This is a genomic window from Rhodoferax sp. (genome assembly GCF_011391645.1).
Classification (GTDB): Bacteria; Pseudomonadota; Gammaproteobacteria; order Burkholderiales; family Burkholderiaceae_C; genus Rhodoferax.
The window spans coordinates 1-17,901 of the sequence record NZ_JAABQC010000006.1 but is presented as its reverse complement, the minus strand read 5'-3'; the positions used below and the strand labels follow the sequence as shown (position 1 = coordinate 17,901).

Here is a 17,901-nt window from a genome sequence, read left to right as displayed (position 1 = left end):
CGCAATCACTTGCAGTCACCTTGCGATGCGCTGCAACCCCCTCGCGATCAGGGCAGAGGAATCAGAATTTTGAAATCCGTGGCGCCCGGCACACTGTCACACTCGATCAGTCCATGGTGCTGCTGGACGAAGGTTTGCGCCAATGTCAAACCCAGCCCCGAGCCACCCTCGCGCCCCGACACCAGCGGGTAGAAAATTCGGCCTTTGATCGAGTCTGGCACGCCAGGCCCGTTGTCAATCACATGCAATTCCAATGCCAACCGGTAGCGTTGTTTGCCGAAAGTGGTTTGTCGCGCCACCCGGGTACGAAAAATAATCTGTCCATCGCCTTGACTGATGCGCTCACTCAACGCTTGAGCCGCGTTGTGGGCGATGTTGATGAGGGCCTGAATGAGCTGCTCACGGTCGCCACGGAACTCCGGGATCGAGGTGTCGTAGTCCTGCACCACCTTGAGCCCCCTGGGGAACTCTGCCAGAATCAGCGAGCGCACCCGTTCGCAGACTTCGTGAATGTTCACATCGCCCACCACATGCGGCCGGCGGTGCGGTGCCAGCAGGCGGTCCACCAGCGACTGCAGCCGATCCGCTTCGTGGATGATGACCTGGGTGTATTCCGAGAGCTCGGGCTGGGCCAGCTCCAGCTCCAACAACTGCGCCGCGCCACGAATACCGCCCAGCGGGTTTTTGATTTCATGGGCCAGGTTGCGAATCAGCTCCTTGTTGGCTTGTGCCTGTTCGGCCAGCCGCTCCTCCCGGTCCTGACGTGCCTGCTGCTCCAGCGGCAGCAGTTCCACGATGATGTCGGCGCTTTCGGTTTGTGTCACGATCACGTGCACCGGCAACAATTCGCGCCCCAGGCGCAGCAGCTTGGCATCGTAGCGCAGGGCGGCAAATTCATTGCTGCCAGCAGCCTGAAGGGCGGTTTGCAAATGGGCGGGCTCGGTAAAGGAGTCTGGCAAATATGAACCCACGATGGTGCGCCGCGACAGGCCCAGCGCGTCCTCCAGCGCCGCGTTGGCGAACACCACCGTGCCGTCGCTTTGCACCACCGCCACCAGCGTGGCCAGCAAGTCAAATGCCCCAAAGCGCTGACTTGGCATGCTGGCCGCGACTGGCCGAAATTTGGGGAAAGGCAGCTTCAAGTTCATCGGTGCTGAAATGACCTAGCGCGCTGCTGTGCTGGCGGGCAGGCGCTCCAACTCGCGGCGAATGCCGGCGATATCGCTCTCGTTGCGCAGCAGCTTGGCTTTGAGATCGGCCACACGATCTCGGTAGCGCTGGGAATCGGGGCCCTCGTCGTTGCGCCGGTCGGGCGTGCCGTTGTTGTATTCCTTGAGCAGTTCCGCATGGCGCTCCTCGGCATTTTTAAGCTCTGCCTGCAAGATCAGACGCGCATCGGAGTCGCGCGATTTTTGTTCAACGCTATTCACGCGTGGCCCGGAACTGGGAGTACTGGCGGTGCTGCCAGCACTGGGTTGCGAGGACGCTTTGGCCGGGAGGGTGCCCTGCACCACGGTGAGGTTGCCGCCTTCAATCAGCTTGCATTTTTTGGCCTCCTCTTGTGTGACCGTATTGGTGTAGGCGTTTCCGCAACGGTAGATGCGATCTGTCGCCTGCGCCTGCGCGCTCGTTGACAGCACCAAAAGCAACAAACCTGTCGAGGTGATTCTTGTCATAAAAATTCAAACCCTTTTCTAACTGTCAGAAGCACGGCATCCTTTGATCGCAAATGCAGGCTTGGCGGGTGTTGAGTTTCCCACAATAAGAAAAGGACGGCCGAGGCCGTCCTTTTCTTTGACCTTGGCAGCCGACTACAGCGAATAGTACATGTCAAATTCAATTGGGTGGGTGGCCATGCGCAAGCGCGTGACTTCGCCCATTTTGAGTTCGATGTAGGCATCGAGCAAACCGTCGGTAAAGACACCGCCCTTGGTCAGGAAGCCACGGTCTGCATCCAGGCATTCCAGCGCCTGGTCCAGGCTGTGGCAGACGGTCGGAATCAGTGCGTTTTCTTCCGGAGGCAGGTGGTACAGGTCCTTGGTGGCCGCTTCGCCCGGGTGGATTTTGTTTTCAATGCCATCCAGACCCGCCATCATCAGGGCCGAGAAGCCCAGGTAGGGGTTCATCAGCGGATCAGGGAAACGCGCCTCAATGCGACGGCCCTTGGGGTTGGCCACATAGGGAATGCGGATCGAAGCCGAGCGGTTCTTGGCGGAGTAAGCCAACTTGACGGGTGCCTCAAAACCAGGCACCAGGCGCTTGTAGCTGTTGGTGCCGGGGTTGGTGATGGCGTTCAGGGCGCGAGCGTGCTTGATGATGCCGCCGATGTAGTACAGGGCGAAGTCGCTCAAACCTGCATAACCGTCGCCAGCAAACAGGTTTTTGCCGTCTTTCCAGATCGACTGGTGCACATGCATGCCGCTGCCGTTGTCGCCAACGATGGGCTTGGGCATGAAGGTGGCGGTTTTGCCGTAGGCGTTGGCCACGTTTTGCACCACGTACTTCAAGACCTGGGTCCAGTCGGCGCGCTGTACCAGCGTGCTGAACTTGGTGCCCAATTCGCATTGGCCAGGGGCTGCCACTTCGTGGTGGTGCACTTCAACCGGGATGCCCAAGGATTCAAGAATCAAGGACATCTCAGACCGCATGTCCTGGGTGCTGTCCACGGGGGGCACCGGGAAGTAGCCGCCTTTGGTGCTGGGACGGTGGCCACGGTTGCCGCCTTCCATTTTTTTGCCGGAATTCCAGGGTGCTTCGTAGTCGTCAATCTTGAAAAAGGTGCCGGACATGTCAGTGTTCCAGCGCACGTCGTCAAACAAGAAGAATTCTGGCTCGGGACCGAAGTAGGCGGTGTCACCCATGCCGGATGCCTTGAGGTAGGCCTCGGCGCGATGCGCCACCGAGCGAGGATCACGTTCGTAGCCTTTACCGTCAGTGGGTTCAATCACGTCACAGCTCATAAAGAGCGTGGTTTCTTCGAAGAACGGGTCGATGTTGGCTGTGTTGGGGTCGGGCATGAGTTGCATGTCAGACGCTTCAATGCCTTTCCAGCCGGCAACGGAAGAACCGTCAAATGCGTGACCCGAGCTGAACTTGTCTTCGTCAAAGTGGGACACAGGCACGGTCACGTGCTGCTCTTTGCCACGGGTATCGGTGAAACGGAAGTCAACAAACTTGACTTCGTTGTCCTTCACCATCTTCATCACGTCTGCGACAGTCTTTGCCATTGATTACTCCAAAAGAATAGTTGTTAAAAAGGGGTTTGAGCTTGGGAATGCAGGTTCTGTGCCAGACCCGTCGCTTTTCGAGCAGATCCGTCATGAGGCATATTTTGCCTTGAGTTTTGACACTTTCAAATGGGACAGACGCCAGGGTATGCGAATTGAGACCCTTACATGTCACATCGACTCAACACAAATGCACTGAATGGGTGCAAAAAACAACAATCAGGATCAAAAAGTCAGCGGCGCACCATTTCAGGGCCAAGCTTGACCCCAAAGGGTGCCAACCCGTCCACCAATGCCGCAAAGGCAGGGGTCACGTCATCGGGCACTCCTTTGACGCCAAGCTCAATGTGGCGGCCATAGTCCGGATGGTCGACACTGGGAAGGCTGAACACCTTGATACCGGCAAAGTCGCGCTCAATGGATTCCATCAGTGGCGTCAAGGTTGCTTCCATGGCACCAAAAACGATCACCGAACGCTCCAGCCAGCCATTTTTGCCCAAAAACGCCGCGTAATGGGTGTCAAGCACCCACGCAATCATGGGCCAGGCCATGACGGGAAACCCCGGGACGAAGTGAACGTTGCCACAACTGAAACCGGGAATCTTGTTGTACGGGTTGGGAATGATCTGCGCGCCCTGCGGAAAAACACCCATGTTGAGGCGGTGCAAATTGTCAGCCTGGCTGGGGTCATACGGTTTGCCTTGCTCCAGCGCCGTGTCTTGCATGCGTTGTTCGATCAGTGCCTTGGCCTGCGTGTGCAGCGCCAGTTCCACGCCCAACGCGCGCGCGGCGCACTGGCGGGTATGGTCGTCTGGCGTGGCACCAATTCCGCCGGTGGAAAAGACCACGTCACCCGACGCAAAAGCGCGCTGTAAGGCGGCGGTGATGCGCTCCGGGTCGTCACCCACATACTCCGCCCAGGCCAGGGGCAGGCTGCGCGCCTTGAGCAACTCGATCACCTTGGGCAAATGCTTGTCGACACGCTTGCCCGACAGAATTTCGTCGCCGATGATGATCAGGCCAAAGTCTGGCGCCGGGTCACTTCCGGACAGGTTGGGATGGATCGATGGGGTCGGGTTCATGACTCAGGATAGGGGTTAAAGGATCAAACGTCATGGCGTCGGGTGGCACTGGCGCAGCAGCGGCAACTGCGCGTTCGTTTCGTAGCGCCTGCAAGGCAGCCAGGCAATAGTGCGCAAACCACAACGAGGCCAGTGCAAACACCATCGTGTAAAGCCAGATGGCAACCGGTACCAGCACCACAAAGGCGGCAACAAACAGCACGCCCGATGCCCAGATCAGGCTCGGGGCTGCACCCAGGTAGCCGCAAAACAGGCCGATACCGAGCAGGCTGAGCCGGTGGCGGCGAAAAATCTCACGCCGCTCCTCACTGCTGGCATGTTCGGCCAGCGCGTCGAAAGCCATGACCCGGTAGGTGAGCCAGCCCCAGATGAGTGGCGGCAAGATCAGGATCAGGGGTGGAATCAGCCACAGCGGCACCGACACCACCAGCGCCAGCAGCGCCAGCAGGGTGGACACCAGCGACCAGCCAAGGCTGGCGAGCAGCGAGCCGCCGCGTTTGCGTTCGAGTGCAGGAAACCGGTTTTTGGCCACCAGAGCGGTGAGTGCCGGGGTCATCATGAGCGCGACCACCAGCAGCGAAAACACCACAATCACCGGTGTCACCACAACAATCACGATCAGGGGTGCCAGCACCACTTTCAGGTTACCCATGCCAAAGCTTTGCAACCAGCCAGAAATGCTGGTCACCAGCGTCGACGTTTCCAGCCACAGCCGCACCGACGTCAGCACCCCGTCCCAGTAAAAGTAACCCAGGCCCATGGCAAGGCCGGTGATGAGAAGCAGCGGTAAAAACGACAGCGCCACGACCCGGGGCTTCAGGCCGTAAGCCACTGCACGCCAGAAGGAATCAAACAGGAGCCTCATTGGTCTGAGCATACCTCAGCGGGCTCGCCCGCGATGCTGGCGAGGTCCGCCTGACCGAGCCAGCGCCATTGGCCGGGCGCCAGGTCGTCAGGCAAACGCAGCCCGCCGATCTGGGAGCGATGCAGGGCCTCGACACGATTACTCACCGCGGCCACCATGCGTTTGACCTGGTGGTATTTGCCCTCGGTGAGCGTCAGGCGCAGATGGAATTCAGATACGGCCTCGCAGGCTGCGGCGCGCACCGGCTTGGGGTCGTCGTCGAGCACCACACCGGCCAGCAACTGGCTGACCTGGCGCGTATCGAGCGGGTGTTTGACTGTGACCTCATAGACCTTGGGCACATGGTGGCGCGGCGAACTCATGCGGTGGATGAACTTGCCGTCGTCGGTGAGCAGCAGCAAGCCGGTGGTGTCCTGGTCAAGCCGGCCCACCGCCTGCACGCCCTGCACAGCGCCTTTTTGCGGCCGCAAACGCAAGGGCGATGGCAGCAGGGTGTAGATACTGGGGTAAGTGGACGGCTTTTGCGAGCATTCGGTGGCAGCCGGTTTGTGGAGCATGATGTAAGCCCTTTCGGCGTAGGGCCAGTCTGCCCCCTGCACCTGAAAGCGCAGACCTTTTGCCTCGAATTCAGCCGTCGACTGAACACATCTGGCTAAAGTCGGCGGCTCACCCGGTTCATAAACCTGGACGAGCCCCTGCTGGATCAGCCCTGCGCAGACGCGCCGGGTGCCAAAGCCCTGGGAATAAAGAATATCTTGAAGCTGCATGCGCCGAGTATCGCAAAGTACGGCGCGCCGCTGCGCCCGGTGTTCGGCAGCGCAGGCCAGGCCTCAAGCGCGCAGTAGTCGCGCCGCTTCACGCGCCGCCACAACACCTTCATCGGTGGGAACCACCCAGACTTCGACGGCACTGCCTGGCGCGTGGATCGACATCACCTGGTCGGCGGTGGCGTGGGCATTGCGCAGCGGGTCGATCTGCACCCCAAGCCACGCCATGCGCTGCCCAAGTTCGGCACGCAGGGCCACGTCATGCTCGCCAATGCCGCCGCTGAAGGCAAGCACATCAAGCCCTTGCAGGCAGGCGACAAGCGCCCCGCTTTCACGCGCCACCCGGTAGGTAAACATGTCCACCGCCAATTTGGCAGCAGGCGAAGTGTCTGCCCTCAGGCGCCGCATGTCAGCCGACACCCCCGACACACCGAGCAGACCGCTTTGCTTGTACAGCAGCTTTACCAGACGGTCGTGGTCCCAGCCCTGCTCAACCAGATACAGCAGGACGCCTGAGTCCAGCGACCCCGGACGGGTACCCATCATCAGGCCGTCAAGCGCCGAGAAACCCATGCTGGTCGCGCAACTCTGGCCGGCCTGGGCCGCGCAGAGACTGGCACCATTGCCAAGGTGCGCCATCAGTACCCGGCCGTTGCCGTTGGCACTGCCTTGCTGCAGCACACCCATCACATACTGGTATGACAACCCATGAAAACCGTAACGGCGCAGGCCCTGCTGGTGCAGCGCTTCCGGCAAGGCAAAGCGGTAATCAACCTCGGGCAAAGTGGCATGGAAAGCAGTGTCAAAACATGCCACTTGCGGCAAGCCGGCAAAAGCCTGCGAAAAGGCGCGTATGCCTTCCAGATTGGCGGGTTGGTGCAAGGGCGCCAGCGAAATGAGTTGCGTCAGGTCCGCCAGCACGGCGTCGGTGACCACCACGCTGGCGCGGTAGCGCGCGCCGCCATGCACCACCCGGTGCACCACAGCCTGCATGACGGGCATGCCCGGCGTTGCAGCAAGCAGTTCGTGCAGGCTCAACAGGGCTCGGGCAAAGATCTGGTCGTCTCCCAGGTCGAGCTTGCGGCTGTGACTCTGACCCTGGAAAGTCCAGCGCATTTCAGGCAAACCGCCGGGCTCAAGGCCGTCGATGCTGCCGTTGAGCATCTGCGGCTGAACCTGCTGCTGCGCCAGTGGGTAGAGGGAGAATTTAAGGGTTGACGAGCCCGCGTTGACTGACAAGATTGCCATGGCTGCGTTCCTTACCAGACCGGACGCGGGTGGTCGCGGCGCGAATTGTGCGCGACCAGCAGGGCGAGCAGTGCCGAAGCCACCCGGTTCGAGGGACCATCGGCGCGGCTGGTCAGGGCAATGGGCACCCGGGCGCCCAGCACGATGCCGGAACCGCTGGCGCCCGCCAGGTATTCCAGCTGCTTGGCCAGCATGTTGCCACTTTCCAGATCAGGCACGGCAAGGATGTCGGCATGGCCGGCAACCACCGATTCAATGTTCTTGATTTGCGCTGCCTGCATCGAGATGGCATTGTCAAAGGCCAGCGGCCCGTCGAGCACGCCGCCGGTGATCTGCCCGCGCTCGGCCATTTTGCAAAGGGCTGCGGCATCCAGCGTGGAGGGAATATTGGAGTTGACCATTTCCACCGCGGACAAAATGGCAACCTTGGGTTCTGCCACCCCCAAAACACGGGCGAAGTCGATGGCGTTCTGAATGATGTCCACCTTCTCTTTCAGGGTGGGGTGAATGTTGAGCGCAGCATCGGTGATGAGCAAAGGCTTGTGGTAGAGCGGCACATCGAAGCGGAACACATGCGACATGCGCCGACCGGTCCGCAGTTGCGGCCTGGCCAGCACCGCGTGAATCAGCTCGTCGGTGTGCAGACTGCCCTTCATAAGCATCTCCACATCCCAGGCGGCTGCCATTTCAGCCGCTTTTTCGGCTGCCGCATGGCTGTGCGGCACAGACAGGATTTCAACGCCGGTCAAATCGATGCCCGCCTCTTCGGCCACGTGGCGGATACGCACCTCGGGGCCGATCAGCACTGGCACGATCAAGCCATAGCGGGCTGAATCCATCGCCCCGCTGAGAGACCCTGCGTCGCACGGGTGCACCACAGCGCAACGCACCGCTTCGAGCTTTTCGCCGAGCGCCAGCAACTGGTTGAAGCGCGACTGTGGATCAAACAATTGAATCTGTGGCGCCATCACGCGTGGCAGTCGCACTTTGGTGGTGGGTGCCAACACTTTGGCAAGACCATTCAGCACCATTTCACCGCGCTGGTTGAAAACCCGGCAATCAAGCTCCACACTCTTGTTTTCTGAATTTAACGCGGTCACGGTCACGGTCACGGTCAGCGTGTCACCCACTCGGACCGGCTTGACAAAGTGCAGCGCCTGGTCCTGGTAAATGGTGCCAGGACCAGGAAACTGGGTTCCCAACAAGGCTGAAATCAGCGCCCCACTCCACATGCCGTGGGCAATCACACCGTGAAACAGGCTTTCGCTGGCATAGACGGAGTCCATGTGAGCCGGATTGGTGTCACCTGACACGGCGGCGAATGCGTGGATATCTTCTAGAGTCAAAGTGCGCAGCAGGCGGGCACTTTGCCCGAGTTTGATCTCGGAGAAGGTGTAGTTTTCAATCAACTCGTTATCCAGAGACAAATTCATAGTGATCCAGGTTCAAGAAAAAAATTAGGTCGATGCCAACCCTGTATTTTAGGGTAAACCCTATAGCTCAAACTTGGATGGCAGGCTTAAAACTTCATTGCGCTGTTGCCGTAATGCGGCAGGGAGGCGGTTACCCAGTATGAAACAGGAGACCGACGAGCCCCGATGCGGTTGAGCCGTTGTGGGCGACGCACAGAGCAGGATGGCTTGCGTGAATATTTTGGACAGCTTCACCGACTTCACGCACTGGCATGGGGCTGCCTGTTGCGAGCAGCAATAAAAAAACCCGCCGAAGCGGGTCTTTTTATTGCGATTGAAACGCTAGGACATGAACCAATTACTTGGCACGAGTACCCACGACTTCAATTTCAACGCGGCGGTTCTTGGCGCGACCATCGCTGGTCTTGTTGTCAGCCACTGGCTGCGCTTCGCCTTTGCCTTCGGTGTAAATGCGGTTCTTTTCGATGCCCTTGGACTCAAGGTATGCCTTGACGGCTTCTGAACGGCGCACTGACAGCTTTTGGTTGTAACCGTCGGAACCGACAGCATCAGTGTGACCAACTGCAATCACGACTTCAAGGTTGATGTCCTTGGTTTTGGCAACCAGTTCGTCCAGCTTGGCTTTGCCTTCGGGCTTGAGCACAGACTTGTCGAAGTCAAAGAACGCGTCAGCGGCGTAAGTCACCTTGGCGGGTGCCATTGGAGCTGGCGCGGGTGCTGGCGCAGGTGCTGGAGCGGGTGCGACAGCAACCGGTGCTCGAGCGGGTGCCGGAGCAACGACAGGCAGGGGTTTGAGGATGGAACCGTCGCAGCCTGGGTAGGCGGTGGCTGGTGTCCAGAACGCATTGCGCCAGCAGAGTTCGTTGGTACCGTTCATGACGGGTTTGCCGTCAGCTGAGCGCCACTGGTTTTCGCCGGTTGCGTACTTGAAGTCATCAGCGGTGGGGCTGGCGATAGGCTTGGCCGGAAACGGCTGCGTGTTTTGAGCACTCGAAGCCATGGGCAGGGCAAAAGCTACTGCTGCGAACAGCACTGCAATATTGTTAAATTTCATCATGGTTCTCCTAAGGGAAAGATCACAGCCGCGCTGCGTTAAGTAAATAAGACGCTCAAAATGCCTATCACTTCAAACGTTGAATCAATTGTGCCACAACGAATTGGGGCGTTGGTGTGCTGGCGCACAGAGCGCATGACAAAGGCTGTTGAACTAAATTTTTCAAATGGTTCGTTGCGCCGGAGCCACATTTTCGCAGCTTAAAATCGCGAGCTAACTCAGATCTTGCTTCGCCTCAAGCCTTTCCCATGACCCAGTTCGCCAAAGAAACCCTGCCCACCAGTCTTGCCGACGAGATGCGTCGCAGCTACCTGGATTACGCCATGAGCGTGATCGTCGGGCGGGCCCTGCCTGATGCGCGTGACGGTCTCAAGCCGGTACACCGGCGCGTGTTGTTTGCCATGCACGAGCTCAACAACGACTGGAACAAGGCCTATAAGAAGTCTGCTCGTATCGTTGGTGATGTCATTGGTAAGTACCACCCGCATGGTGACCAGTCGGTGTACGACACCATTGTTCGCATGGCGCAAGACTTCTCCATGCGCCATATGCTGGTCGACGGGCAGGGCAATTTCGGTTCGGTCGACGGCGACAACGCGGCTGCCATGCGTTACACCGAAATCCGTCTGGCCAAAATCGCTCATGAACTGTTGGCAGATCTGGACAAGGAAACCGTTGACTTCGGTCCCAACTACGATGGCTCTGAAAAAGAGCCGCTGGTGCTACCCACGCGCCTGCCCAATTTGCTGGTGAATGGCTCGGGCGGTATTGCCGTGGGCATGGCCACCAATATTCCGCCACACAACCTGAACGAAGTGGTGGACGCCTGCCTGCACCTGCTGCGCAACCCGCAAGCCTCGATTGACGAGCTGATGGAAATCATCCCGGCGCCCGACTTCCCCACCGCCGGCATTATTTATGGCATCAACGGGGTCAAGGACGGTTACCGCACCGGCCGTGGCCGTGTGGTGATGCGCGCCAAGTGCCACTTTGAAGACATCGACAAAGGCCAGCGCCAGTCCATCATCGTCGACGAGCTGCCCTACCAGGTCAATAAAAAGACGCTACAGGAGCGCATGGCCGAACTGGTGCATGAGAAAAAAATCGAGGGTATCAGCCACATTCAGGACGAGTCCGACAAGTCGGGCATGCGCCTGGTGATTGAACTCAAGCGCGGTGAAGTGCCTGAGGTGGTGCTGAACAACCTGTACAAACAAACCCAGTTGCAGGACACCTTTGGCATGAACATGGTGGCGCTGATCAACGGTCAACCCAAGTTGTGCAACCTGAAGGACCTGATCGAGGTCTTTTTGCAGCACCGCCGCGAAGTGGTGACGCGCCGCACCGTGTTCACGCTGCGCAAGGCGCGCGAACGCGGTCATGTGCTGGAAGGCCTGGCCGTGGCTTTGGCCAATATTGACGACTTCATCCGGATCATCCGCGAGTCGCCCACGCCTCCTGTGGCCAAGCTTGAGTTGATGAGCCGCCCCTGGGACAGCAAATTGGTGCGCGAGATGCTCACCCGCACGCGCGCCGACGGTGGCGTCATCAATGCCGATAGCTACCGTCCGGACGGGCTGGAGCCGCAATACGGCATGGGCAACGATGGCCTGTACCGCCTGTCAGAAACGCAGGCGCAGGAAATCCTGCAGATGCGCCTGCAACGCCTGACCGGCCTGGAGCAGGACAAGATCGTGGCCGAGTACAAAGAAGTGATGGCCGAGATTGATGACCTGCTCGACATTCTGGCCCGTCCCGAGCGCGTGTCGATCATCATCAGCGACGAACTCACCGCCATCAAAACCGAATTTGGCCAGACCAAGTTGGGGGCGCGTCGCAGCCTGGTGGAGCATAGCTCGTTTGACCTGTCGACCGAAGACCTGATCACGCCAACCGACATGGTGGTCACGCTGAGCCACAGCGGCTACATCAAGAGCCAGCCGTTAAGCGAGTACCGGGCACAGAAGCGGGGCGGCCGTGGCAAGCAGGCCACCGCCACAAAAGAAGACGACTGGGTGGACCAGCTTTTTATTGCCAACACGCACGACTACATCCTGTGCTTCAGCAACCGCGGCCGCATGTACTGGCTCAAGGTGTGGGAAGTGCCGCAGGGCTCGCGCGGCTCACGCGGTCGCCCGATTGTCAACATGTTCCCGCTGCAGGACGGCGAAAAAGTCACCGTGGTACTGCCGCTGACCGGCGAAAAACGCACATTCCCAGCCGACCATTATGTTTTCATGGCCACCAGCATGGGCACGGTCAAGAAGACTGCACTGGTTGAGTTTTCCAACCCGCGCAAGGCCGGCATCATTGCCGTCGATCTGGACGAGGGCGACTATCTGATTGGGGCCGCGCTGACCGACGGCCAGCACGACGTGATGCTGTTCAGTGATGGCGGCAAAGCCGTGCGCTTTGATGAAAACGATGTGCGCCCGATGGGCCGCCAGGCGCGCGGTGTGCGCGGCATGATGCTCGAAGAAGGCCAGAGCGTGATCGCCATGCTGGTGGCCGAAGACGAAACGCAAAGCGTGCTGACCGCCACCCAGAACGGCTATGGCAAGCGCACCAGCATTGCAGAATACACCCGCCACGGGCGCGGCACCAAGGGCATGATTGCCATCCAACAGAGTGAACGCAACGGCAAGGTGGTGGCTGCCACGCTGGTGCATGCTGACGACGAAATCATGCTGATCACCGACCGGGGCGTGCTGGTGCGCACCCGCGTCTCTGAAATCCGCGAACTGGGTCGCGCCACCCAGGGCGTGACGCTGATTGGGCTGGATGACGGCTCGCAGTTGAGCGGCCTGCAGCGCATTGTGGAAAACGATGCCATCCCACCAGCAGACGAGGCCACCGATGACGACACCGATGCGCCCGTATAACTTTTCTGCCGGCCCGGCCGTCATGCCCGATGAGGTGCTGAGTCAGGCTGCCGCCGAGATGCTCGACTGGCACGGCAGCGGCATGGGCGTGATGGAAATGAGCCACCGGGGCAAGGAATTTGGCGCCATCCATGAACAGGCCCTGGCTGATCTGCGTGAATTGCTGGCGGTGCCCGCGCATTTCAAACTGCTTTTCATGCAGGGCGGTGGTCTGGCTGAAAACGCCATCGTGCCGCTCAACCTGTCAAAAGGCCAGACGGCCGACTTTGTGGTGACCGGCAGCTGGAGCCAGAAGTCACTTGCTGAAGCCGCCAAATACTGCACTGCCCATGAGGCGGCCCACACCCGGGGCAATGGCCACACCTCGCTGGCCGATCCTGCCAGTTGGCAGCTCAGCGACAAACCGGCTTATGTGCACATCTGCAGCAACGAGACCATCAACGGTGTCGAATACCACGCCCTGCCCGATCTGAAGGCCCTGGGCTGCGAGGCGCCGCTGGTGCTGGACTTCTCGTCGCACGTGGCCTCGCGCACGGTGGACTGGTCGCGCGTCGGGCTGGCCTTTGGCGGTGCCCAGAAAAACCTGGGGCCCGCCGGCCTGACACTGGTGGTGGTGCGCGAAGACCTGCTTGACCGCGCCCTGCCGATTTGCCCCAGCGCCTTCAACTACCGCACCGTGGCCGACAACGATTCGATGTACAACACCCCGCCAACCTATTCGATCTACATGGCCGGGTTGGTGTTCCAGTGGCTCAAGCGCCAGGGCGGCATTGCGGCCGTTGAAGCCCGCAATATTGCCAAGGCCGAACTGCTTTACCACGCCATTGACAGCTCCGGGCTGTATCAAAACCGGGTGGCCCGTGACTGCCGCTCACGCATGAACGTGCCGTTTTACCTGCGCGATGAAAGCCTCAACGACGCCTTTCTCAGCGGCGCTCGCGAGTGTGGCCTGCTGCAACTCAAGGGCCACAAATCGGTGGGCGGCATGCGTGCCAGCATTTACAACGCCATGCCGCTCGCAGGCGTGCAGGCACTGGTGGCTTATATGCGGGACTTTGAAGCCCGGCGCGGCTAAAACCCCCGCTTGCCACATTGCACGCGCAAAGACACTTACTCTTTTACTTGAACCGGTCCATGGCAAAAACCCTTCCAGAACTGCGCACCCAGATTGATGCCCTTGACCAGGAGTTGCTACGCCTGCTCAACCAGCGCGCTGGCCTGGCCCATGAGGTGGGCGAAATCAAGCGCCTGGACGGCTCGGCGGTGTTCCGCCCGGACCGCGAGGCCCAGGTCATCGCCAATTTGCAGGCGCACAACGGCGGACCGCTCAAGGACCACAGCCTGAGCCTGATCTGGCGGGAAATCATGTCGGCTTGCCGCGCCTTGGAAGCGCCGCAGCGGGTGGCCTACCTGGGGCCGGCGGGCACCTTCAGCGAGCAGGCGGCGATCCAGTTCTTTGGCGGCAGCATGTCACGCGTGTTGTGCGTCAGCATCGACGAGGTGTTTCGCGCCACAGCCGCCGGCAGCGCCGAATTTGGCGTGGTGCCGATTGAAAACTCATCGGAGGGCGTGATCTCGCGTTCACTCGATTTGCTGCTCAACTCGCCCTTGCACATCATTGGAGAAACCAGCTTTCTGGTGCGCCACAATCTGCTGCGCCTGGAGCCCTCGCTGCACGACATCGAGGCCGTTTATGCCCACCCGCAGGCGCTGGCGCAGTGCCAGGACTGGCTCACCACCCACCTGCCCCACGCCGAGCGGCGCGCTGCCGCCAGCAACGCCGAGGGTGCCCGCATCGCCGCCACCAACCCGGCCTGGGCGGCCATTGCCAGCGAACGCGCCGGCAGTGAATTTGGCCTGCACATTGCCTCTTATGCGATCCAGGACGACGCCTTCAACCGCACCCGATTTGCCATCATCTGCCTGCCGCAGACGCTGGCCGCGCCGCAGGCCACCGGCAATGACTGCGTCAGCCTGATCGTCTCGGTCACCAACCGGCCCGGGGCCGTGCATGACCTGCTGGTGCCGCTGAAGAAACACGGCGTGTCCATGACCCGGTTCGAGTCACGGCCAGCGCGCTCGGGCCAGTGGGAATACTACTTTTACATCGACCTGCAAGGCCACCCCAGCCAGCCCCATGTGGCCGCCGCGCTGGAAGAATTGCGCGGACTGTGCGCGTTCTACAAAGTGCTGGGCACTTACCCGGTGGCAGACTGAGCATGTTTGAACGACTCGGCTTGATCGGCTGCGGCCTGATGGGCGGCTCATTTGCGCTGGCGCTTAAAGATGCCGGGCTGGTGCAACGCGTGGTCGGGTTCAGTCCGTCGACCACGACCCTGCAGAAAGCCCTGCAACTCGGCGTCATCGACGAGGCGGCCGCCTCGCCCGGGCAGGCAGCCACCGGTGCCGACATCGTGCTGGTGGCCGTGCCGGTTTCCGCCACCGAGGCCACCCTGCAGGCGATTCAGCCCGCGGTCACGCCGCAGATGCTGATCATGGATGTGGGCTCCACCAAAAGTGATGTGCTGGCGGCTGCCCGGCGCGCGCTGGGTGGACAGATCGGCTCATTTGTGCCGACCCACCCGATTGCCGGGAAAGAAAAGGCGGGTGTGGAGCACGCCGACGCCAGGCTGTACCAGGGCTGTCAGGTGATTCTGACGCCCACGACCGAGACCTTGGACAAGCAGCGCCAGCAAGCGCAGGATCTTTGGCAAGCGCTGGATTGCAAGGTCGTGAACATGGCGCCAGAGGCCCATGACGCCGCTTTTGCAGCAGTCAGCCACTTGCCGCACCTGCTGGCATTTGCGATGATGAACGCCGTCACCGGTCAGCCGCAGGGGGAAGAATTTTTGTCGCTGGCCGGTCCCGGCTTTCGCGACTTCACCCGCATTGCCGCCAGCGACCCCAAGGTCTGGCGCGACATCCTGCTGACCAACCGGCAGCAGTTGCTGGCCCAAAGCCAATACTTTCAGGCGCAATTGCAGGCTTTCGAGCGCCTGATGCAGGAAGGTGATGGTGCGGCGCTGCAGGCCCTGATCGAACAGGCCAGCGCGGCGCGCAGCCAATGGCATCTCAAGCAACATCACAACCCCAGGCAAGCATGCTGAACACCGCCTTCATCGACCTGCCGCCCCTGCAATCCGCTGGCGGCACCATCACCTTGCCAGGTTCCAAGAGTATTTCGAACCGGGTGTTGCTGCTGGCCGCCCTGACCCAGGGTCGCACCACCTTGCATGACGTGCTGGATTCCGACGACACCCGGATCATGCTGGCAGCCCTGCGCGCGCTGGGCTGCGACATCGAGCAGAGCGGCAACACCGTGGTCATTGACGGACTGGCCGGAACACCCAAACTCAGTCAAGCCAAGCTGTTCATGGGCAACGCCGGCACCGCCATCCGGCCGCTTACCGCGGCGCTGGCCCTGATGGGTGGCAGCTACCACCTGAGCGGTGTGCCACGCATGCACGAGCGCCCGATTGGCGACCTGGTGGATGCGCTGCGCCTACTCGGTTGCCAGATCGACTACACCGGCCACGACGGCTTCCCGCCGCTGCACATTGGCCAGCCTGATTTAAAGCTCGGCGCTCCAATCCGGGTGCGCGGCGACGTCTCCAGCCAGTTCCTGACTGCCCTGCTGATGGCGTTGCCGCTGGTGGCCCGACAAGACATCGTGATCGACGTCGTGGGTGAACTGATCTCCCGGCCTTACATCGAGATCACGCTGAACCTGCTGGCGCGCTTTGGCATTCAGGTGCGCCGCGACGGCTGGCAGCGTTTCACCATTCCGGCAGGTAGCCGGTACCAGTCGCCAGGCACCCTGTTTGTCGAAGCCGATGCGTCGTCTGCCAGTTATTTCATCGCCCTGGGTGCCATCGCGCCCGCAGACAAGGGTCACAGCGGCATCCGCATCGAAGGGTTGGGCGCCGATTCGATTCAGGGCGACATCCGCTTCATCGAGGCCGCCCAAATGATGGGCGCCCGGGTGCTGAGCGGCCCCAACTGGCTGGAAGTGTCGCGCGGCGCCTGGCCGCTCACCGCCATTGAGCTCGACTGCAACCATATTCCCGACGCCGCCATGACCCTGGCCGTGATGGCCTTGTATGCGCAGGGCACCACCACACTGCGCAATATTGCCAGTTGGCGCGTCAAGGAAACCGACCGCATTGCCGCCATGGCGTGTGAACTGCGCAAGCTCGGCGCCACCGTGGTTGAGGGGGCTGACTTTATCCAGGTCACGCCACCTGCCAGCCCGGCCGACTGGAAGGCCGCCAGCATCCACACTTACGACGACCATCGCGTGGCCATGTGTTTTGCGCTGGCCGCTTTCAACCCGGCAGGCCTGCCAGTGCGCATTGAAGACCCAAAGTGTGTTGCCAAGACCTTCCCCGACTTTTTTGAGGCGCTTTTCTCGCTGGTGCAGGCCGACCCGGCCAAAATTCCCGTCATTTGCGTCGATGGCCCCACCGCGTCGGGCAAAGGCACACTGGCAGCACATCTGGCCGGCCAGTTGGGTTACCACCTGCTGGATTCGGGCGCGCTCTACCGCATCTCCGCGCTGGCTGCCACGCGGGCCGGTCTGCCGCTGGATGCCTCCGGCGAAGCAGCCATTGCCGAGTTGGCCCAAGGTCTGTGCATTGAATTCAAGGGTGACCAGGTACTGCTCAATGGCGAGGACGTTTGTGAGGCCATTCGCACCGAAGCCGCCGGCATGAGTGCATCCAAAGTCTCCGCCCTGCCCAAGGTGCGCGCCGCGCTGGTCGATTTGCAGCACGGTTTTCGCCGCCTGCCAGGCCTGGTGGCCGATGGCCGCGACATGGGCACCGTGATCTTTCCCGAGGCGCCGCTCAAGGTATTTTTAACCGCCAGCGCCGAACAACGCGCGCAACGGCGGTTTAAACAGTTGATTTCAAAAGAGAAATCAACTACACTCGACGCTCTTCGCGCTGACCTGGATGCGCGTGACGCGCGGGATTCGTCCCGAAGCGTCGCGCCACTCAAGCCGGCAACGAATGCCAAGCTGCTCGACAACTCAGGTTTATCGATTGAAGAATCGGTTCTTCTGGTGTTGAACTGGTGGCAAGGCAAGCAGCCCTTCTGATCTTTCTCAAGGGCGAAAACGCAAAGGCTCAGGCCAATGCACAGGTCCTCATTTGCCCCCTCGCGCTGCATTGGCGCACTGCGAATGAGGTTCAAAAAACTTAACCCCGCGGTTTTCATTACCGCACCGAAAATGTCTGAATCTTTTGCCGACCTGTTTGAAGAGTCCCTGCAACGCACTGAGATGCGCACGGGCGAAGTAATCACTGCCGAAGTGGTTCGTATTGAACACAGCTTTGTGGTTGT

14 protein-coding genes are annotated in these 17,901 nt (G+C 60.5%); 5 read left to right on the top strand and 9 right to left on the bottom strand.

Translation table 11 applies throughout. The features are described from left to right. Nucleotides 1–47: 47 nt before the first annotated feature. The 9 genes from glnL to ompA all read right to left on the bottom strand — a co-directional run bounded on the left by glnL (nucleotide 48) and on the right by ompA (nucleotide 9,679). On the bottom strand, nucleotides 48–1,100 hold the full coding sequence (gene glnL, locus GPS82_RS01685; RefSeq protein WP_296490412.1) for a nitrogen regulation protein NR(II): 1,053 nt from the start codon (nucleotides 1,098–1,100) through the stop codon (nucleotides 48–50). A gap of 63 nt (nucleotides 1,101–1,163) precedes the next feature. After that, complete coding sequence (locus tag GPS82_RS01680) at nucleotides 1,164–1,676, bottom strand: hypothetical protein (protein ID WP_296490411.1); 513 nt, start codon at nucleotides 1,674–1,676, stop codon at nucleotides 1,164–1,166. A 135-nt stretch (nucleotides 1,677–1,811) separates the two neighbouring features. Further along, nucleotides 1,812–3,227, bottom strand: a complete 1,416-nt coding sequence (gene glnA, locus GPS82_RS01675) for a type I glutamate--ammonia ligase (protein ID WP_296490408.1) — start codon at nucleotides 3,225–3,227, stop codon at nucleotides 1,812–1,814. Nucleotides 3,228–3,460: 233 nt separating this feature from the next. Next, the gene (locus GPS82_RS01670) at nucleotides 3,461–4,309 is read right to left on the bottom strand and encodes a molybdopterin-binding protein (protein WP_296490406.1); all 849 of its coding nucleotides are present in this window, start codon (nucleotides 4,307–4,309) and stop codon (nucleotides 3,461–3,463) included. After that, the gene (locus GPS82_RS01665) at nucleotides 4,266–5,174 is read right to left on the bottom strand and encodes an EI24 domain-containing protein (RefSeq protein WP_296490405.1); all 909 of its coding nucleotides are present in this window, start codon (nucleotides 5,172–5,174) and stop codon (nucleotides 4,266–4,268) included. Before GPS82_RS01665 ends, GPS82_RS01670 begins: the two co-directional genes overlap by 44 nt. Then, on the bottom strand, nucleotides 5,171–5,941 hold the full coding sequence (locus GPS82_RS01660) for a 16S rRNA pseudouridine(516) synthase (protein WP_296490403.1): 771 nt from the start codon (nucleotides 5,939–5,941) through the stop codon (nucleotides 5,171–5,173). The genes GPS82_RS01665 and GPS82_RS01660 overlap by 4 nt, the downstream gene beginning before the upstream one ends. A 63-nt stretch (nucleotides 5,942–6,004) precedes the next feature. Then, nucleotides 6,005–7,189: an acetate/propionate family kinase gene (locus GPS82_RS01655; protein ID WP_296490401.1), complete on the bottom strand. Its 1,185-nt coding sequence runs from the start codon at nucleotides 7,187–7,189 to the stop codon at nucleotides 6,005–6,007. A gap of 11 nt (nucleotides 7,190–7,200) precedes the next feature. Then, nucleotides 7,201–8,622, bottom strand: a complete 1,422-nt coding sequence (locus GPS82_RS01650; RefSeq protein ID WP_296490400.1) for a bifunctional enoyl-CoA hydratase/phosphate acetyltransferase — start codon at nucleotides 8,620–8,622, stop codon at nucleotides 7,201–7,203. A gap of 337 nt (nucleotides 8,623–8,959) precedes the next feature. Then, the gene (gene ompA, locus GPS82_RS01645; RefSeq protein WP_296490398.1) at nucleotides 8,960–9,679 is read right to left on the bottom strand and encodes an outer membrane protein OmpA; all 720 of its coding nucleotides are present in this window, start codon (nucleotides 9,677–9,679) and stop codon (nucleotides 8,960–8,962) included. 245 nt (nucleotides 9,680–9,924) lie between these two features. Between ompA and gyrA the strand changes: the two genes are divergently transcribed. Genes gyrA through GPS82_RS01620 form a run of 5 tightly spaced genes read left to right on the top strand, consistent with a single transcriptional unit; the run spans nucleotide 9,925 to nucleotide 17,656 of the window. Then, entirely contained in the window at nucleotides 9,925–12,558 is a 2,634-nt protein-coding gene (gyrA, locus tag GPS82_RS01640; protein ID WP_296490397.1) for a DNA gyrase subunit A, read from the top strand. Continuing rightward, complete coding sequence (serC, locus tag GPS82_RS01635; RefSeq protein ID WP_296490395.1) at nucleotides 12,533–13,633, top strand: 3-phosphoserine/phosphohydroxythreonine transaminase; 1,101 nt, start codon at nucleotides 12,533–12,535, stop codon at nucleotides 13,631–13,633. The genes gyrA and serC overlap by 26 nt, the downstream gene beginning before the upstream one ends. A gap of 59 nt (nucleotides 13,634–13,692) precedes the next feature. Next, nucleotides 13,693–14,775, top strand: a complete 1,083-nt coding sequence (gene pheA, locus GPS82_RS01630) for a prephenate dehydratase (protein ID WP_296490393.1) — start codon at nucleotides 13,693–13,695, stop codon at nucleotides 14,773–14,775. Nucleotides 14,776–14,777: 2 nt separating this feature from the next. Beyond that, nucleotides 14,778–15,665 (top strand): prephenate dehydrogenase/arogenate dehydrogenase family protein, encoded by an 888-nt coding sequence (locus GPS82_RS01625; protein ID WP_296490390.1) that lies wholly within the window; start codon nucleotides 14,778–14,780, stop codon nucleotides 15,663–15,665. Further along, entirely contained in the window at nucleotides 15,659–17,656 is a 1,998-nt protein-coding gene (locus GPS82_RS01620) for a bifunctional 3-phosphoshikimate 1-carboxyvinyltransferase/cytidylate kinase (RefSeq protein ID WP_296490388.1), read from the top strand. Before GPS82_RS01625 ends, GPS82_RS01620 begins: the two co-directional genes overlap by 7 nt. The last annotated feature ends 245 nt before the right edge of the window (nucleotides 17,657–17,901 follow it).